Origin of the sequence: Pontibacter locisalis, assembly GCF_042684605.1 — a bacterium.
Taxonomy (GTDB): domain Bacteria; phylum Bacteroidota; class Bacteroidia; order Cytophagales; family Hymenobacteraceae; genus Pontibacter; species Pontibacter locisalis.
In genome coordinates this window covers 79569-95608 of record NZ_JBHULU010000009.1, presented here as the reverse complement: position 1 = coordinate 95608, position 16040 = coordinate 79569, and the positions used below count along the sequence as shown (strand labels likewise).

Below are 16040 nucleotides of genomic sequence, written 5' to 3'. Positions count from 1 at the left end.
GCTGGATTGCGGATCAAATTTATTTTACAGAGAGCAACAGGTCTCCTACCTTTTCGAGGTGCACAATATTATGAGGCAATTTAACAGAAGTGTTACTCTGCACTAAATAACCATATACCACAATAGTAGCCTCAGAGAATGTGTCTGAGAGCTTATTTAAGTACTTCTGCAGTTGATCTCGCTCAGGAGCAGATGTTAGAACTGTGCATATATAGCTGGACTTAAACTGCCCATAGGTCAGCTCAAGATCTTTGAATGGAAGATTTTGCCCAAGATAAATAACGTGCTTGTTGTGAGCCCTTAAAATATAATTCATATAAAGCAGGGCCAGTTCATGAAGCTCTCCTTCGGGTAAATACAGAATAAAAGTAGGCGCTCCCTCTTGTTTGCGCACTACCTGCCCATCAATTGCAACAATTAGCTTCTGACGTATCAGGTTACTAACAAAGTGTTCGTGCGCCGGAGTAATATTACCTGTTTGCCACAACACCCCGATCTTGTTAAGAAAAGGATAAACCACTTCACTCATAGTATCCTTAAAGCCAATCTGCAGCGTGGCCGTAGATAAGGTTTTATCAAACAGGTCTTCATCCATGTCTACCATAGCCTGCACCAGAGTATTAGTATGGTGTGAGCCCCGGCACGGTTCTTCGCAGAGTTGCTGTACTTTTTGCAGAATTTGCTCAGGAGCCATTTTGGCTATCTTTGATATCTTATAGCCTCGCTCGTTTAACAACGAAATGTTAAGTATGGCTTTCAGATCCGCATCATCATAATAGCGGATATTTGTTTCAGTTCTTTTTGGACAAAGTATGTTGTACCGTTGCTCCCAAACCCGTAGGGTGTGCGCCTTTATACCAGACAGGTGTTCGAGTTCTTTAATCGTATACTGTGCCACGCTTCCTCTTCTCTTGTTTCTTTAAAATCTTGTTTGCTGTAATATAGTACTGCGGCGCTACCCATAACATACCGAATGATTCAGAGCCATACTTCCCTTGCGTTTTATGGTGCACCTTATGAGCCATGTTTAAAGCTTTCAGGTAAACGTTAGACGATTTACCGAAAATCTTTAAGCGGCGATGTATAAATACATCATGAATCACAAAATAAGCAACACCATATAAAGTAATACCGGCACCTATCCAGAACCTGTAGTCAATGGGGTCGCTGCCAAAAATAAAGAACAGCATCGCCAAAGTGCCATAGTAGGCAAAAAACAAGTCGTTTAGTTCAAAAGCATGTTTGTGGTGCGAGTGGTGCGACTTATGCAAAAACCACAGAAAACCATGAAGAACATACTTGTGCATGAACCAGGCCACGGCTTCCATCGCCACAAAAGTAATTAGCATGATTCCGATACCCAGCAGCATAACGTATCAACAGCAAGTTTAACAAATAGTTTTTAAGATTAAACAGAATTTACCAGTTGATAGGCTCTTTGTTTAAAAAGGAAGCTATACCACGCTGGCAATCTTCACTGCCTCGCGCCACAGCATTCATTTCGGCTGCATACTGAAGCCCTTCCTCCAGGCTCATCTCCTGCACCCGTGCAATCATTTCCTTTGTCACTTCCATGGATTGCTTTGAGTTCTCTGCACACAGTTTTTGCGCAAAAGTAAAGACCCGCTCCTCCAGTTCCTCTGCAGGAACAAGATAGTTCACCAACCCAAATCTCTCAGCCTCTTCCGCAGAAATCAAATCCCCTGTCAAAAGCAGTTGCTTTGCTCTTGCCTCCCCGATCTTACGCAGCAGGAAAACTTTCACAATGGCAGGTATAAAACCAATTTTCACCTCGGTGTAACCAAATTTTGCTTCCGGCACTGTAAAACCAAAATCACAGATGGCTGCCAGACCACACCCACCTGCTATGGCATGTCCATGAATCTGAGCGATCACTACTTTTTTTAAGGTATAAATCAACCGGAACAATTCCATCAGGTGCGTAGAGTCCAGCAGGTTTTCATGATAGTCGTTTTCCTGCAGGCGCTGAATATACTCCAGGTCAGCTCCAGCACAAAAAACCTTCCCTTCCGCCCGCAGCACAATCACTTTACAGGTATCATCTTCCTCGGCAAAGGCAAAAGCCCTTTTTAACTCCGTTACCACATCATAATTAAGTGCATTGCGCTTTTCGGCTCTTGCTAATGTAATGTATCCCACACGCTCATTTACATGATAGTTTACAAATTCCATCGTTTGTTTATCCGCAGAGTTAAGTGTTGCAGTCATGTTATTTCAGATTAATATAGTTCAGTTATAGTTACGGCACACTGATTCAAATATACGGAAGTCCCCATGCATTGCTTTACAAAAAGTTAAATACTCTGCAACCATCGCCCCTTAAGCTGTCACCTCTCTTCTCTGGTACTACAGCAAACATTAACCTTTGTTTTAATCTTTCGTTCTTAGAAAAATACTTGCTAACGAACGTTAGGTTGTTTATATTTGTTAATTAAACATGGAAGCAACATTGAGTAGAAAAGAACAAATCGAAATAACGGCTACCAGCCTCTTCAAGAAAAAAGGCTTTTCGGCAACATCGATGCGCGACCTGGCGAACGCTTTAGGCATTGAGGCAGCCAGTATCTACTCTCATATTAAATCTAAAGAAGAGATTCTGCAACGTGTGTGCTTCAGAATGGCAGATGAGTTTTTTGAAGCCCTGGATACGGCAGAAGGCTCTGAATCAACAGCAACAGATTGCTTAAAAGCTGCCATTGCTGCACATGTGCAAGTACTTACAAAAAACACGGCTGCCTCTGCAGTTTTCCTGCATGAATGGCGCCATCTAAGCGAACCTCACTTAAGCACTTACCTCGCCTTGCGTGATAAGTATGAGGCTCGCTTTAGGGAGATTATCCGCTCCGGAATTGAAAAGGGGGAGTTCTTCCTGGCCGATGAAAAATTTGCAGTTCTTACGATATTATCAGGCTTGAACTGGATACACACCTGGTATAAGCCTGAAGGCAAGATGACACCTGAAGAAATAGCTGAAAACCTTTCAGCAATGCTGCTGAACGGCCTGACCAGTTCACAGGAATTAACTATACCTGACACCTTAACACAATCTAACTAACCTGCCGGACTGGTAACGCGGTCCGGCACTTTTACTGAACCTTTAAACTATAAATATTATGTACGGAGGAGGAAACGTTTTCGAGGCTACTAAATTCGACGACCTGCAGACAGAAGATCCTGCAAAACTGGCCGAATTTGAAGCACGCATTGCCAGAGGCGAGAAAATTGAGCCAACTGACTGGATGCCGGAGTTATACCGCAAACAATTGATTCGAATGATTGAGCAGCACGCCCACTCTGAGATCATCGGTGCATTGCCGGAAGGCACCTGGATTACCCGTGCCCCTGGCTTTCGCCGCAAAATGGCGCAGATGGCCAAGGTACAGGACGAGGTAGGCCACGCGCAGTTATTGTATAGCGCAGCTGAAACATTGGGTAAGTCGCGCGAGCAAATGCTGACGGACCTGATTAACGGCAAGTCGAAATATTCCAACGTATTCAACTACCCTGCCTTTACCTGGGCAGATTCTAATATTATTTCCTGGCTAATTGACGCAGGCGCGATTGTGAACCAAATGGCGAACGCGAAAGGTAGCTACGGCCCTTACTCACGTGCCTTGGAGCGTATCTGTGCCGAGGAGGCTTTCCACCTGAAGTATGGCCACGATGCCGTGGTGCATATGGCAACAGGCTCACCGAAGCAGCGCGAAATGATTCAGGCTGCCCTAAATCGCTGGTGGCCTCCGATCATGACTTTCTTCGGACCATCCGATAAAATGAGCACGCACACCGAGACACTGATGCGCTGGAAAGTAAAGATGGCTTCTAATGATGAGTGCCGTCAGCAGTTCCTGGACATGTATGTGCCGAAGATTTGGGAACTTGGTTTAACTGTGCCGGATCCGAACCTGAAGAAAAATCAAGAAACAGGGCAATGGGAGTTTACTGAGCCGGATTGGGACGAGTTTAAGCGCGTGATTAATGGTGATGGCCCTTGCAACGCTGAACGCCTTGCCGTACGCCGCACTGCTGAGGAGCGTGGTGCGTGGGTACGCAGAGCCCTGCTTAACCCGAAAGCCAAGTATGTAAAACCGTTAGCCTAACGGTAAATTAGAAATTCAAAATTATGAATTAGAAATTGATCTGGAGTATTAACTATAGTTCTGAACGCCATTTCTAATTTCTAATTTCTAATTTATAATTCATAATTATAGAAGATGAGCCTGAAGTCCTTAGACCCGAGAGTAACCCGACTGAACCTGCCGGAAGGTGAAGTACCGCCAATGGAGGAAAAACCTGCAATGGATCAGTTTGAAACATATGAAGCTTTCCACCAAAAGAAGGAAGGTGCTGCCCACACCTATGTAGGTCCGGTGCATGCCCCTAATGAAGATGTAGCATTTCTGTTTGCGAAAGAGCAGTACAGCCGCCGGTTTCCTTGCGTTGGCCTTTGGATTGTTCGCACAGAGAATATCCAGGTAACGCCCTATGGCAATGATGGAGAGAACGTGTATGACACTCTTCGCATTGAAGCGTCTGCCGAGCGTGGTGAACAGCCAGAGTCGTATGAAATTTTTCACCTGAAGAAGCGCGGGAAAGCCCATACCCATGCTGGCCGCGTGATGGCAACATCTTACTTGGATGCCTTGCAGGAGGCAAAGCAGGCTTTTGGCGAGAAAGGACCGATCGTGAACGTGTGGGTAGTGAAGTCGAAGGACGTGCTGCAGTCGGCGGAGGATGACAAGGATATGTGGACCACCGTTCCGGAGAAGAAATACCGCGAAGCCATTGCTTACAAGGTAATGGACAAGATCACGAAGTACAAAGAAGAACGTAAAAACACACCCGCCCAATAATGAACGAGCTAGCGATAAAAGACCTGCTATATCAACTGGCAGACGACCAGTTGATACTTGGCCACCGCAACTCCGAATGGACCGGATTCGGCCCTATTCTGGAGGAAGACATTGCTTTTTCTTCGATGGCGCAGGACAAGATTGGCCATAGCCTTGCATTTTATACCTTGCTGCACGAGCTTGGTGAAGCAGAGCCAGATACCGTTGCCTTTACACGCAATGCCAATCAGTTTCATAATAACCAGCTTGTTGAGTTGCCAAACGGCGAGTATGACTTCAGCCTGATCCGTCACTTCCTGTACGATAATGCTGAGATCATCCGGTTCGAGATGCTGTCACAGTCGAGCTATGAGCCGACTGCCAAGGTAGCCATGAAACTGAAAGGCGAAGTGAAGTACCATGTGCTGCACGCTAACACCTGGATCAAAAACTTAGGCACCTCAACTGAGGAAGCTGTACTTCGTTTGCAATCGTCCTTAAACGAGGCGTTACCTTATGCGTTGGGTATGTTTGAGCAATCAAAGTATGAGCAGGAACTGATAGATGCCGGTATATATGCCGGTGAAGAAGCCGTGAAAGCTGAATGGCTGAAGCGCATTCAGGCGGTACTGGAAAAGACAGAGTTAAAACTGCCTGATCTGAACACTTTAGAACCTAAGCTCGGCGGACGCTACGGCAATCATACAGAGCACCTTCAGCCGTTACTGGACGAAATGGCTGAAGTGTTTAAAATCGACCCAACTGCCGAATGGTAGAATAACCTAATGAAGCTAACCAAAGAAAACATATTAACCCTGCTGGAGGAGGTAAAAGACCCTGAGATACCGGTGTTGTCGCTGGTGGACCTGGGAGTGATCACGGGTGTGGAAATATCGGAAGATGACCACGTGACGGTGAACATGACCCCTACCTTTGCCGGTTGCCCTGCCATGGACTACATGAAAAAGGACGTGGAGCGCACGTTGGATAAATACGGCATCAGCAAGCACACCGTTAATATGACCTTTGACAATCCTTGGGATAGCAACAAGATATCTGAGAAAGGACGCCAGCACCTGAAGGAGTTTGGCTTGGCACCGCCGCCAAAGTATGATATGATCCTGGACCTCGACATTATAGAGTATGCAAAGTGTCCGTACTGCGATAGCGACAATACGACCATGCGCACGCCTTTCGGCCCTACACTTTGCCGATCTATGCATTACTGTAACGATTGCAAACAGATGTTTGAGCAGTTCAAGCCATTATAAATAAAGATAGCAGAAGCGCCTGTAAGAATTCTTACAGGCGCTTCTGCTATACCAGTCTTCTAAAGCTACATAACAACTATTTGCTTTGGTTGTTTCCCAAAAACATTCCACAACCTGTATAAACCTCTCCTTTGGCACTAATACGAACCGTATAAGGCCTCTCCTTACCGGACATACGATCTGTACATTTCTGCTCCACGAGTTCTACAATAAGCTCTCCTGAGTCAGTCATTGCCTTATAACTGGTTTTATTACCTTCTGAGGTAGGAGCTGGAACGATTGCTTTTAAAACTACACTTTCTGAAGGTCTTGTTCTAAAGGACATTTCCTTTTCCTTATCAATTTCCAGTACCCATCCTGGCTCATGCCCGGTAGCAACGAAATCTACTCCTATCTTGTGCTTGTTATCCCAAAGCCGGGTGTCTTCTTCTTCAAAAATTGTGTTTCTCTTTAAACTATATTGTGCTTCAAGCTCCTTGTTGACAGGCTCACCAGCCATGTCTATCATCCGAAGCTCACCGGCAGCAGGCAAGGAAAAACGAGTGCGCTTAGCCTCCTCTCCTCCTAACACAACCATACCATCTTCAATACTCCAGGTACCGGTACGGGTAACCGGCACACCTTCCTGCCCCTCTACCAAAGATTCCTCAAAAGAAAAATCCTCCAGTAGCACTAAGTCATAAGTAATACCTGATGCTGTACAGCCAGCACATGGTATAAACCCATGATAGGAACCAACTACATCATTCGGAGCTAATTGCATGTCTGCCACTACATCAACTGATCTTTCATCTACCTCTGCTCCCGGAAGAGGATTAGTAGTACATGAAGAAGCCAGGAAAAACAGTAACAGAGCAGCCCCCAGGTGTTTGAATTTTTCTTTCATATAAATAAGTACGGCTGTAAAGCAAAGGCTGTTTATTTTTAAGCTACATAGCAAAAAGCCCCACCATATCGGCGGGGCTTTTTGTTTGATGTAGATAAGGTCAGATCTTTGACATCTCCTCCTTCACAAAGTCCACCAGGCTTTTAATGTACTCTGTACTGAAATCAAACTTAATGCCTGCAGCCTCATATACCTCACCAATAGATACGGTGTAGCCAAGGCTAAGGGCTTTCTTATAAGCTGCCAGGCCTTCAGCTGGACTCTCTTTATAGTTTTTCCAGACTGCTATAGCCCCAAGTTGGGCCATAGCATACTCCACGTAATAAAACGGAACCTCGTAAATGTGAAGTTGCTTCTGCCACATGTATGGCTTATACTTTTCTATGGCCTCCCAGCTAACGATCTTATGATTGAATGTCTCAAAAATCTTTACCCACTCAGCATGTCGCTCTTGCTGCGATTGCTCAGGATGTTCGTAAATCCAATGCTGAAACTTATCCACTGTTGCTACCCAGGGGAAAGTCTCTAATACACTTTCCAGGTGCGTACGCTTTGCACGTTTCAGCTCATCTTCGTCCTGAAAGAAGATGTCCCAATAATCCATAGAGATTAACTCCATTGACATAGATGCCAGTTCAGCAACCTCTGATGGTGGGTGTTTAGCAGCATTCAGCTTAAGGTCACGGGTAAGGAAAGAATGCACGGCATGCCCTCCCTCATGTAGCATCGTAATCACATCCCGCAGGCTGGAGGTTGCATTCATGAAAATAAAAGGCACCCCGATTTCATCCAACGGATAGTTGTAACCACCGGGTGCTTTTCCTTTTCTTGATTCCAAGTCCAGGTGCCCCATCTCACGCATAGTTGCAAGGCAGTCACCCAGAAAGGAGTCTAGCTTATAAAACACCTCTACAGTCTTCTCCAATAGTTCCTGTCCTGTCTGGAAGGGCTCCAGTGGCTTTTTACCTGTTGGATCCACATCTAAATCCCAGGGACGAAGCTCCGCTACACCTAACTTCTGCTTTCGCTCTTCATCAATTTTAGTAAGCAAAGGAACGATCAGTTCTTCTATGGAAGCGTGAAAATCAAAGCAATCCTGCGGTGTATAGTCAAAGCGCCCCATGGCCGCAAACATGTAATCGCGGAAATTATCAAAATCTGCATTCTTCGCCACTTCGTGACGCAGTTTGAGCAGTTCATCAAATAAGTTGTCCAGCTTTTCGCGGTCTTCATAGCGTCTTTCCTGCACTGTTCGCCAAGCCTCCTCACGCACAGCTCTGTCAGTACGTTTCAGGCGGTCAGCGGCTCTTTGCAGCGTCACTTCCTCTCCATCCAGTGTCACTGTCATGGCGCCTGTGATGGCCGCATACTGCTGCTGCTTTGTAATTATTTCAGTGCTGAGGGGAATGTTCTTTTCTCTGAATATTTCTAATGCCCGTTCTACGCCCCGCAGGTAAATTCTATATTTTTCACGCTCAAGAGCAGGCTCATAAGGCGAATGCATCAGCTTCAGGTTTAGCTCATGATCAAGGGGGGCAATCTTTGGCTCTATCTCTGACACGAAATACTGGAAAGCCTTTGTGGTTTCTTCATTCTGCGTGTCGCAGGTCATCCGAATGTAGCGCCAACCTAAGTCTTCTGATAAAACGCTCTCTAGTTCACTCCTATCCGACATCCAGTTTTCAAGGTCTACCACACTGTTGATATCCCGGGACTTTAGCTCCTCAAAATACGGTTGTATGGTTTCCCAATTATTTACCTTAAAATCTTCATCAAGATAGGTGCGCGGCTTTCGTTTAGGTATGGTTAAGTTAGATGAGGCTATGGTCATAATCACAATACATATGATAAAAATGTAATATAAGCACTTCCTTCGAAAGTGCAAAAAAAAGAACAGAGCCACACCTAAAAAAGGTATGGCTCTGCCCATGTATACGTAAAAAAGCGGTTAACCGATCTCTATTACAACATTACTTGTTAACGGGTGACCTACACAATTCAAAACATACCCCTCATCTAGCTCGGCATCAGATAAACCTTCGCGCTCATCCAGGTGCACTTTTCCGCTCAGGCACTTTCCACGACAAGCGGTGCAAAGCCCCGCTTGGCAGGAATAAGGTAAATCGACATCCTGCTCCAGAGCTGCTTCCAGAATAGTCTGGTCTGGCTCAACTTCTACATGATACTCTGCTCCTTCATAAATAATGGTTACTGTTTGCGTCACTATTTCCCCATCATCTTCCGACGAAGACACATCTCCATGGAGACCTTGCTGCTGTTGCTGCTCTATGAGTTTATTACTAACAAAACTCTCCCTGAAAATACGATCAGCAGGCACATGCAGCACATCCAGTGCATGCCTTACCTCATCCATCATACCCTCCGGCCCGCACATATAGTACACGCCATTATCAATTTTAGCTAGCTGCAGGCGCTCCAGTATCTTAATGATCATGCTCTGGTTCATGCGGCCACGGTGCTCACAGTCATATTTTGGCTGGCTATAGATATACTTGATATTTAAACGCTCCGCGTATTCCTCCTCCAGCTTCTGAAGTTGCTCTCTGAAAATCACCGAATCTTCATCGCTATTACCATATAGCAGGGTTACATTGCTGTTAGGCTCTTCTTTTAAAACAGTCTTGAGGATAGACATGAGAGGTGTAATACCACTTCCAGCTCCGAATAGTAACACATGACGTTGATTATCTGGTGCACAGGTTAGGCAGAAATTACCTATAGGCTGCATTACTTTTATCTCGTCTCCTACTTTCAAATTGTCCAGCAGATAGTTGGACATTAATCCACCTGAAACCCTTTTGATCGTCACAGCCAGTCTTGGCGCTTCATGAGGCGTACTGCTCAGGGAATAAGAACGGCGAACTTCTTTCCCGTCAATGGTAAGAATCAGTGTTAAAAACTGCCCCGGCTTGTAAGAAACAGCCTGCTTTTCAGGATGCTCAAAATGAAGGGAGATAGCGTCTGAGGTTTCCCGGGTAATTTCAACAACCTTCAGGTTAAGATATTGATTACTCATTTATATGATGCTTTAATCGAAAAGATTTTGCTTTAAACATTTTTAAGATCTGAAAGTTACAATAATCTGGACTGTTCTCAGAAGGTCTCTCAGAAAAATTAGCTATTTACTAAAATTTTCCTGTATTTAATGTAAATAAATCAATATAACTTGTGTTTAATATTAAAATTTTACGCAACTTTGCATCGTACTTACTAGCAGTACAACACAGGTGCGATTGTTTTATGGTCATGCCTCCGTTCTTTGTAATAACAACTAGTGAAATACAATAATGCTCTACAAACTGACACTCAAAAACTGTGAAAAAACCGTAGTCGTAGACGACAGAACCTACGAATACATCCAGAACAACGCTTACCTGCAACAGATAGAATTTCTGAAGCACCTGCGTATTCATTCCAATGGCTATGCCTTCTTTCAGAAGAACTGGCCCTTGAAAAACGGCAAGTACCGCAACGAAACCATTTATCTGCACAAGATGATTGGAGAACAGTTGCTTGAAAAACCGGAAAGTGACATAAAGCTATATGTCCATTTTATAAATGGCAATAAACTTGATTGTCGACGCGAGAACCTTGAATGGGCTCCGCTATGTAAAATTGTTAGAAATACCGCCAAAACAGAGAATAAACTGGGCGTGCGTGGTGTTCACAAAGAGGCACAAAAGTACCGTGCTATCATCCACCATAACAAGCAGCGTATCAACCTGGGCACTTTCGAAACGTTACAGGAAGCAGCCCTGGCTTACAGCAAAAAATCTGAAGAACTTTTCGGGAAAACAAAGAGTCTTAAAACACTCTCTAAATATGTAGAAGAAGAGGCAACAGTGCCTGCATAAGCTACATCCCGGCTTCTTCCTTTTACTTATGGATAAATCTAAAAATCTTAGTGAAATACTAAGCCGGCACAGGCATGCCTTCACCCGTGTATTGGATGCCGATCTGAATACAGATGCAGTGGCTACCCTGGACTTCACAGCCCAAAATACACTGCTAAAGAAAACTGATCTGCAAGACACCGACGCTTTCAACGATGCTGTGCAGCAAATGCTGCAAGAGCAGAATGCAACCGTTGGGGTTGGAGGCTACCTGGAAGACAGGTTTATCTACCGCCGTAGCAAGCACTTTGATGTGCAGGCCGAAAGCCGTAACCTGCATTTAGGTATAGATATTTGGATAAATGCTGGAACAGCGGTATATACTCCTTTAGATGCCATCGTTCATAGCTTTCAGGATAATGACAATTTTGGCGACTATGGCCCTACCATTATTCTGGAGCATGAGTTGGAAGGCGTGAAGTTTTACACTTTGTATGGCCACCTGAGTCGTACCTCACTAGAGGGGCTGCAGGTAGGAAAACCTTTTGCTGCGGGCGAAAAAATTGCAGAAGTTGGCCCTTACCCTGAAAATGGAAACTGGCCACCGCACCTGCACTTCCAGGTTATGCAATCTATGGAAGGGAAACAGGGTGATTTCCCGGGAGTAGCTACTAGCTCAGAAAAAGCTAAGTATGAGGAGCTTTGCCCTAATCCCAACCTGATTTTGCAGAGCAGGCACCTGCCTTAGCCTTTGCATTAAAGATGATTTTTGATTAAAATGCCATTTAGGGCGCTGTTGAGCAGGCAGCGCCCTTTATTTTTTTACCTCCAACTATTTTATTTTTATGATTGACATTGATAAGTACCGCAACTTTGTATTGGAATTTGTGGTGCTCTATGGCATGAAGTTAATCATCGCCATTTTCATTCTTATTATTGGAATCTGGGTAGTAAAGCGGCTGAACAGGTTCATCTTTAACCTGATGGCTCGAAAGGGAGTAGATGAGTCCCTGAGACCATTCTTAAGCAACATAATCGGAGTAACCCTATGGGTTTTGCTGATTGTGCTTGTAATAGCGCAGATAGGTGTGGAAATGACATCATTTATAGCCATTCTTGGATCTGCGGGCTTAGCCATTGGTCTGGCTCTACAAGGGAGCCTGTCAAACTTTGCGGGCGGAGTACTGATACTGACGATTAAACCTTTCCGTGTTGGTGATTATATTGAGGCGCAGGGACAGGGAGGCACAGTACATATCATAAATATCTTCAATACCGTTTTGAAAACACCTGATAATAAAACAATTTATCTCCCTAATGGCCCACTGGCTTCCACGGTAGTAGTGAATTACTCAGTGGAGAACACACGTCGGATCGAGCTTCTGTTTAACATATCTGTGCATAACGATATTGGCATGGTGCGGCAGTTAATTCAGCAGTTGGTAAATGAGGATGAACGCGTACTACCTGATCCGGCTCCTGCTATTGTAGTTACAAACTTCGCAGAACATGCCATAACTATCAGTACCCGCATCTGGTGCAACCGCACCGATTACTGGAACTTGTATTGGGATCTTACAGAAAAGGCAAAAGCCACCTTTGAGCAGCACAACATCGCTTTACCTGTTCCAAAGCGCGAGGTCTTCAGCTATTCAGAGAACAACAGTAAAGTAAGTTCAGCAGCACAAGTTTAACATAATAAGAAAGCCTCTGTTTTGCAGAGGCTTTCTTATTATGTTAAAGTACTAATCAAATTTTATTGCTTTTACAGGTTTAATCCGGGCTACCATCGCTGCAGGTACAAGTATAGCCAGCATCGTTAGTATCAGCGTTATCAGGTTGAGAATGAGTATAATGCCAAAGTTCCAACTGATAGGCACTGTATCCATGTAGTAATTCTCGGGGTCAAGCGGGATAATTTTAAAATAATATTGGATGGCGCAGAAACCAAGACCGAGAATGTTTCCCCAGAACATTCCCTTTAGTGTAAGGTTTAAGCCCCGGAAGTAAAAGACTTTTCTAATTTGTGCATCAGTGGCACCAACAGCTTTCAATACACCAATCATGTTAATCCGCTCAATGATCATAATGAAAACGGTAGAGATCATGTTGAAGGTCGCCACAAAAATGATGAGCACCAGAAAAATTATGACGTTTTTGCGCAGAAGCTTTAACCAGTCAAAAAGCTGGGCGTGGCGATCCGTAATCTTCTCCAACTGTAAATCATAGTTCATTTCATCAAACACGTTTTCCGCAACCCGATCTATCTGGTTAAAATCCTTCAGTACCACTTCTATACCACCGGCCACTGAGTCCGGCCAGTTGTTTAGTTCCCGGATCAACTGAATGTCCCCAATCACAAATACCTCATCGAACTCCTCTAAGCCTGTTTTAAAGATTCCCTTTACCTGCAGCTTCCGGGCCCGTGGCGGATTCTGGATAAAGTAAAAGATTGCCTCATCACCTACCTTCAGCTTTAGTTTATCGGCTATGGTTTGGCTTAACAAAACTTCTTTAGAAGAGGCAGTATCATTATAACTGATTAGCCCCCCTGTTTCCAGGTTCTGCTCCATAGTACTGAGGTCGTAGTCCTCTCCTACTCCTTTCAGCACAACTCCCAATACTTCCTCATCTGTTTTGATGATGGCAGTTTTACGAGCAAAAGGCTGTATCTTTTTTACTCCGGCAATAGAATCAGTAATACCAATGTTACTGCTGATGGGTGCGCCCTCATATGAGTTGTTGGTATCATACTTCGTTACCTGCAGGTGGGCGCTAAAGCTGAAAATTTTCTCACGTATTTCGTTTCTGAAGCCTTCCAGAATAGCAAATGACACAATCATGATCGCAATGCCGGCAGCTATGCTGATAATTGCTATTTTTGTAACCGACGACGTAAACGTGCCGGACTGCACTTCAGATATTTTATCAGATATGTACTTGGAGATGTTCACTCGCCTGATTTTCTAAACAGCCTTAAAGATAGGTATGAATTTTGACTTATTCCTCAATATGATGACACAGCCCTTAGTTATACTTTACACTTCGCTGCTGCTTGCCTTTAACGGCTGCACTCCAAAACAGGCTACAACCACACAGCCAGCCGCTTCCGAAACGGAAGTTTCTCCAGAACCAGTTGCCACAGCCAAACCTTTAAGAGTGGGTGCTGAGCGCATGGATCAATACCTATCAAAGCTGAAAGGCAAGCGTGTGGGTGTGGTGGTTAACCAGACCTCTATTGTTGGGGAAACGCACCTGGTGGATACTTTATTAAGCAGAGGTGTAGAGATCAAAACTATTTTTGCCCCGGAACATGGCTTCAGAGGTGAAGCTGACGCCGGAGCACATATCAAAGACGCGAAAGACACGAAGACAGGTCTTCCAATAATTTCGCTGTACGGCGCAAATAAAAAGCCGCAGCCGGAACAGATCAAAGACCTGGATGTCCTGGTTTTTGATATTCAGGATGTAGGTACACGTTTCTATACATACATCAGCACCATGCACTACGTAATGGAGGCTGCAGCAGAAAATAACAAGGAAGTGCTTATCCTTGACCGCCCTAACCCGAATGGGCATTACGTAGATGGACCGGTGCTTGAGAAAGAGCAGACCTCTTTTGTGGGCATGCATCCTATCCCAATTGTGCACGGGCTAACTGTTGGAGAGCTTGCAAAGATGATTAATGGTCAGAAATGGCTAAAGGACCAGAAACAGGCAAACATTACGGTTGTTCCTGTAGCGAACTATACCCACGAAACAGCTTATGTTTTACCGGTGAAGCCATCTCCTAACCTGCCAAACCACCAGAGTATTATTCTTTACCCATCGCTTTGCCTCTTTGAGGGAACAAACGTAAGTGTGGGCCGTGGAACGCCAACGCCATTTCAGGTTATCGGTAGCCCCTACTATACCGGGAGGGGTTTTTCCTTCACGCCTGTGAGTACCCCCGGAGCAACTAACCCGCCTTATAAGGGGCAAACCTGTTACGGCATGGACCTCACACAGCCAAGTGATGCTCAACCTTTCACGCTTTCCTACCTACTGGAGATGTATCAGAACTCAACAGAGAAAGATAAGTTTTTCAATAACTTCTTTGAGAAGCTGGCAGGTACATCAAAACTGCGCGAGCAGGTAAAGTCCGGCAAAACAGAGGCAGAGATCAGAGCCAGTTGGGAGCCTGAACTTTCAAAGTACAAGACAATGCGCAAGCAGTATTTGCTGTACCCCGATTTTAAATAAGACATGAAAAGAGATTTAAGAATAGTGTTTATGGGTACACCGGATTTTGCGGTTCCTACCCTGCAAACACTTGTTGAGCATCATTATAAGGTAGTAGCTGTTATCACGGCACCAGATAAACCGGCAGGGCGCGGGCAAAAGATTCATCAGTCTCCGGTAAAGGAGTATGCTGTATCCCAGAATATTCCGGTTCTTCAGCCAACTAACTTGAAGTCAGAAGTATTTTTGGAGGAGCTACGCAGGTATAATGCCAATCTTCAGATAATTGTGGCCTTCCGAATGCTTCCGGAGGTAGTTTGGGCGATGCCTGAACTGGGGTCCTTTAACATACACGCTTCTTTACTGCCTCAATACCGTGGTGCCGCGCCAATTAACTGGGCAATCATAAACGGGGAAAAAGAAACAGGGGTAACTTCCTTTTTCCTGAAGCACGAGATTGATACCGGTGACCTGATTTTCCAGGATCGTATAACTATCATGGAAGACGATGACTTCGGCACGCTGTACGAAAAGCTGAAGCATAAGGGAGCCGAACTGGCACTCCGGACAGTACAGGCAATTGAAAAGGATGAGGTACGGCCAAAACCACAGGTTACTACCACCGAGACAAAGCATGCACCAAAGATCTTTAAAGATACCTGTCAGATAAACTGGAATCAGCCTGCAGAGCAGGTTCGGGACTTTGTTCGTGGCCTGAGCCCCTATCCTGCTGCCTGGACCCAGCTGCAGGACAAAAATTTTAAAATCTTTAAAGTAGAAGCGTTGGATAATACGGCTTATACTTCTCAACCCGGCTATGTCCACACAGACAATAAAACTTTCCTGCACATACAAACTGCGGATGGAGCCGTATCTGTTTTAGACCTGCAAATGGAAGGGAAAAAGCGTATGCCGATCCAGGATTTGCTTAGAGGCTATACTTTTAATGTCTGAG

Annotated in this window: 17 protein-coding genes; 10 read left to right on the top strand and 7 right to left on the bottom strand. The window is 44.8% G+C overall.

What is annotated here, in order from left to right:
• Positions 1-19: 19 nt before the first annotated feature.
• From ACFSRY_RS06095 to ACFSRY_RS06085, 3 genes are all read right to left on the bottom strand, one after another.
• On the bottom strand, positions 20-898 hold the full coding sequence (locus tag ACFSRY_RS06095) for a MerR family transcriptional regulator (protein WP_377504089.1): 879 nt from the start codon (positions 896-898) through the stop codon (positions 20-22).
• Complete coding sequence (locus tag ACFSRY_RS06090; protein WP_377504087.1) at positions 879-1349, bottom strand: sterol desaturase family protein; 471 nt, start codon at positions 1347-1349, stop codon at positions 879-881. The genes ACFSRY_RS06095 and ACFSRY_RS06090 overlap by 20 nt, the downstream gene beginning before the upstream one ends.
• A gap of 70 nt (positions 1350-1419) precedes the next feature.
• The gene (locus ACFSRY_RS06085) at positions 1420-2193 is read right to left on the bottom strand and encodes an enoyl-CoA hydratase/isomerase family protein (protein ID WP_377504418.1); all 774 of its coding nucleotides are present in this window, start codon (positions 2191-2193) and stop codon (positions 1420-1422) included.
• 265 nt (positions 2194-2458) lie between these two features.
• On the opposite strand from ACFSRY_RS06085, the gene ACFSRY_RS06080 reads away from it, so the two are divergent.
• The 5 genes from ACFSRY_RS06080 (at position 2459) to paaD (ending at position 6124) form a co-directional block, all read left to right on the top strand.
• On the top strand, positions 2459-3076 hold the full coding sequence (locus tag ACFSRY_RS06080) for a TetR/AcrR family transcriptional regulator (RefSeq protein ID WP_377504085.1): 618 nt from the start codon (positions 2459-2461) through the stop codon (positions 3074-3076).
• A gap of 58 nt (positions 3077-3134) precedes the next feature.
• On the top strand, positions 3135-4121 hold the full coding sequence (gene paaA, locus ACFSRY_RS06075) for a 1,2-phenylacetyl-CoA epoxidase subunit PaaA (protein WP_377504083.1): 987 nt from the start codon (positions 3135-3137) through the stop codon (positions 4119-4121).
• A 114-nt stretch (positions 4122-4235) separates the two neighbouring features.
• Positions 4236-4874, top strand: a complete 639-nt coding sequence (locus ACFSRY_RS06070) for a phenylacetic acid degradation b (protein WP_377504082.1) — start codon at positions 4236-4238, stop codon at positions 4872-4874.
• Positions 4874-5629, top strand: a complete 756-nt coding sequence (gene paaC / locus ACFSRY_RS06065; RefSeq protein ID WP_377504081.1) for a 1,2-phenylacetyl-CoA epoxidase subunit PaaC — start codon at positions 4874-4876, stop codon at positions 5627-5629. Before ACFSRY_RS06070 ends, paaC begins: the two co-directional genes overlap by 1 nt.
• Positions 5630-5638: 9 nt before the next feature.
• On the top strand, positions 5639-6124 hold the full coding sequence (gene paaD, locus ACFSRY_RS06060) for a 1,2-phenylacetyl-CoA epoxidase subunit PaaD (RefSeq protein ID WP_377504079.1): 486 nt from the start codon (positions 5639-5641) through the stop codon (positions 6122-6124).
• Between the two features lie 76 nt (positions 6125-6200).
• Here paaD and ACFSRY_RS06055 read toward each other — a convergent pair whose 3' ends face one another.
• From ACFSRY_RS06055 to ACFSRY_RS06045, 3 genes are all read right to left on the bottom strand, one after another.
• Positions 6201-7010, bottom strand: coding sequence for a copper resistance protein NlpE N-terminal domain-containing protein (locus ACFSRY_RS06055; RefSeq protein ID WP_377504077.1), 810 nt, complete (start codon positions 7008-7010; stop codon positions 6201-6203).
• 100 nt (positions 7011-7110) lie between these two features.
• Positions 7111-8841: a M3 family oligoendopeptidase gene (locus ACFSRY_RS06050; RefSeq protein ID WP_377504075.1), complete on the bottom strand. Its 1731-nt coding sequence runs from the start codon at positions 8839-8841 to the stop codon at positions 7111-7113.
• A 117-nt stretch (positions 8842-8958) separates the two neighbouring features.
• Complete coding sequence (locus ACFSRY_RS06045) at positions 8959-10047, bottom strand: FAD-binding oxidoreductase (protein ID WP_377504074.1); 1089 nt, start codon at positions 10045-10047, stop codon at positions 8959-8961.
• Between the two features lie 271 nt (positions 10048-10318).
• Between ACFSRY_RS06045 and ACFSRY_RS06040 the strand changes: the two genes are divergently transcribed.
• The 3 genes from ACFSRY_RS06040 to ACFSRY_RS06030 all read left to right on the top strand — a co-directional run bounded on the left by ACFSRY_RS06040 (position 10319) and on the right by ACFSRY_RS06030 (position 12558).
• Positions 10319-10885 carry an HNH endonuclease gene (locus ACFSRY_RS06040; protein WP_377504072.1) on the top strand — a complete coding sequence of 189 codons (567 nt, stop codon included), beginning with the start codon at positions 10319-10321 and terminating at the stop codon, positions 10883-10885.
• A 28-nt stretch (positions 10886-10913) separates the two neighbouring features.
• Entirely contained in the window at positions 10914-11612 is a 699-nt protein-coding gene (locus ACFSRY_RS06035) for a peptidoglycan DD-metalloendopeptidase family protein (protein WP_377504070.1), read from the top strand.
• Between the two features lie 97 nt (positions 11613-11709).
• Positions 11710-12558, top strand: a complete 849-nt coding sequence (locus ACFSRY_RS06030) for a mechanosensitive ion channel family protein (protein ID WP_377504069.1) — start codon at positions 11710-11712, stop codon at positions 12556-12558.
• A 51-nt stretch (positions 12559-12609) separates the two neighbouring features.
• Here the strand turns inward: ACFSRY_RS06030 and ACFSRY_RS06025 are convergent, their stop codons facing one another.
• Positions 12610-13818, bottom strand: a complete 1209-nt coding sequence (locus ACFSRY_RS06025) for an ABC transporter permease (RefSeq protein WP_377504068.1) — start codon at positions 13816-13818, stop codon at positions 12610-12612.
• 34 nt (positions 13819-13852) lie between these two features.
• On the opposite strand from ACFSRY_RS06025, the gene ACFSRY_RS06020 reads away from it, so the two are divergent.
• Both ACFSRY_RS06020 and fmt read left to right on the top strand, forming a co-directional pair.
• Positions 13853-15106: an exo-beta-N-acetylmuramidase NamZ family protein gene (locus tag ACFSRY_RS06020; protein WP_377504066.1), complete on the top strand. Its 1254-nt coding sequence runs from the start codon at positions 13853-13855 to the stop codon at positions 15104-15106.
• 3 nt (positions 15107-15109) lie between these two features.
• On the top strand, positions 15110-16039 hold the full coding sequence (gene fmt, locus ACFSRY_RS06015; protein ID WP_377504065.1) for a methionyl-tRNA formyltransferase: 930 nt from the start codon (positions 15110-15112) through the stop codon (positions 16037-16039).
• Position 16040 lies beyond the last annotated feature (1 nt).

Coding starts and splice junctions, on each gene's coding strand:
- ACFSRY_RS06040 (WP_377504072.1), top strand. CDS start 10,319: ATGCTCTACAAACTGACACTCAAAAACTGTGAAAAAACCGTAGTCGTA.
- ACFSRY_RS06020 (WP_377504066.1), top strand. CDS start 13,853: ATGAATTTTGACTTATTCCTCAATATGATGACACAGCCCTTAGTTATA.
- ACFSRY_RS06035 (WP_377504070.1), top strand. CDS start 10,914: ATGGATAAATCTAAAAATCTTAGTGAAATACTAAGCCGGCACAGGCAT.
- ACFSRY_RS06045 (WP_377504074.1), bottom strand. CDS start 10,047: ATGAGTAATCAATATCTTAACCTGAAGGTTGTTGAAATTACCCGGGAA.
- ACFSRY_RS06030 (WP_377504069.1), top strand. CDS start 11,710: ATGATTGACATTGATAAGTACCGCAACTTTGTATTGGAATTTGTGGTG.
- fmt (WP_377504065.1), top strand. CDS start 15,110: ATGAAAAGAGATTTAAGAATAGTGTTTATGGGTACACCGGATTTTGCG.
- paaD (WP_377504079.1), top strand. CDS start 5,639: ATGAAGCTAACCAAAGAAAACATATTAACCCTGCTGGAGGAGGTAAAA.
- ACFSRY_RS06080 (WP_377504085.1), top strand. CDS start 2,459: ATGGAAGCAACATTGAGTAGAAAAGAACAAATCGAAATAACGGCTACC.
- ACFSRY_RS06085 (WP_377504418.1), bottom strand. CDS start 2,193: ATGGAATTTGTAAACTATCATGTAAATGAGCGTGTGGGATACATTACA.
- paaA (WP_377504083.1), top strand. CDS start 3,135: ATGTACGGAGGAGGAAACGTTTTCGAGGCTACTAAATTCGACGACCTG.
- paaC (WP_377504081.1), top strand. CDS start 4,874: ATGAACGAGCTAGCGATAAAAGACCTGCTATATCAACTGGCAGACGAC.
- ACFSRY_RS06090 (WP_377504087.1), bottom strand. CDS start 1,349: ATGCTAATTACTTTTGTGGCGATGGAAGCCGTGGCCTGGTTCATGCAC.
- ACFSRY_RS06070 (WP_377504082.1), top strand. CDS start 4,236: ATGAGCCTGAAGTCCTTAGACCCGAGAGTAACCCGACTGAACCTGCCG.
- ACFSRY_RS06055 (WP_377504077.1), bottom strand. CDS start 7,010: ATGAAAGAAAAATTCAAACACCTGGGGGCTGCTCTGTTACTGTTTTTC.
- ACFSRY_RS06050 (WP_377504075.1), bottom strand. CDS start 8,841: ATGACCATAGCCTCATCTAACTTAACCATACCTAAACGAAAGCCGCGC.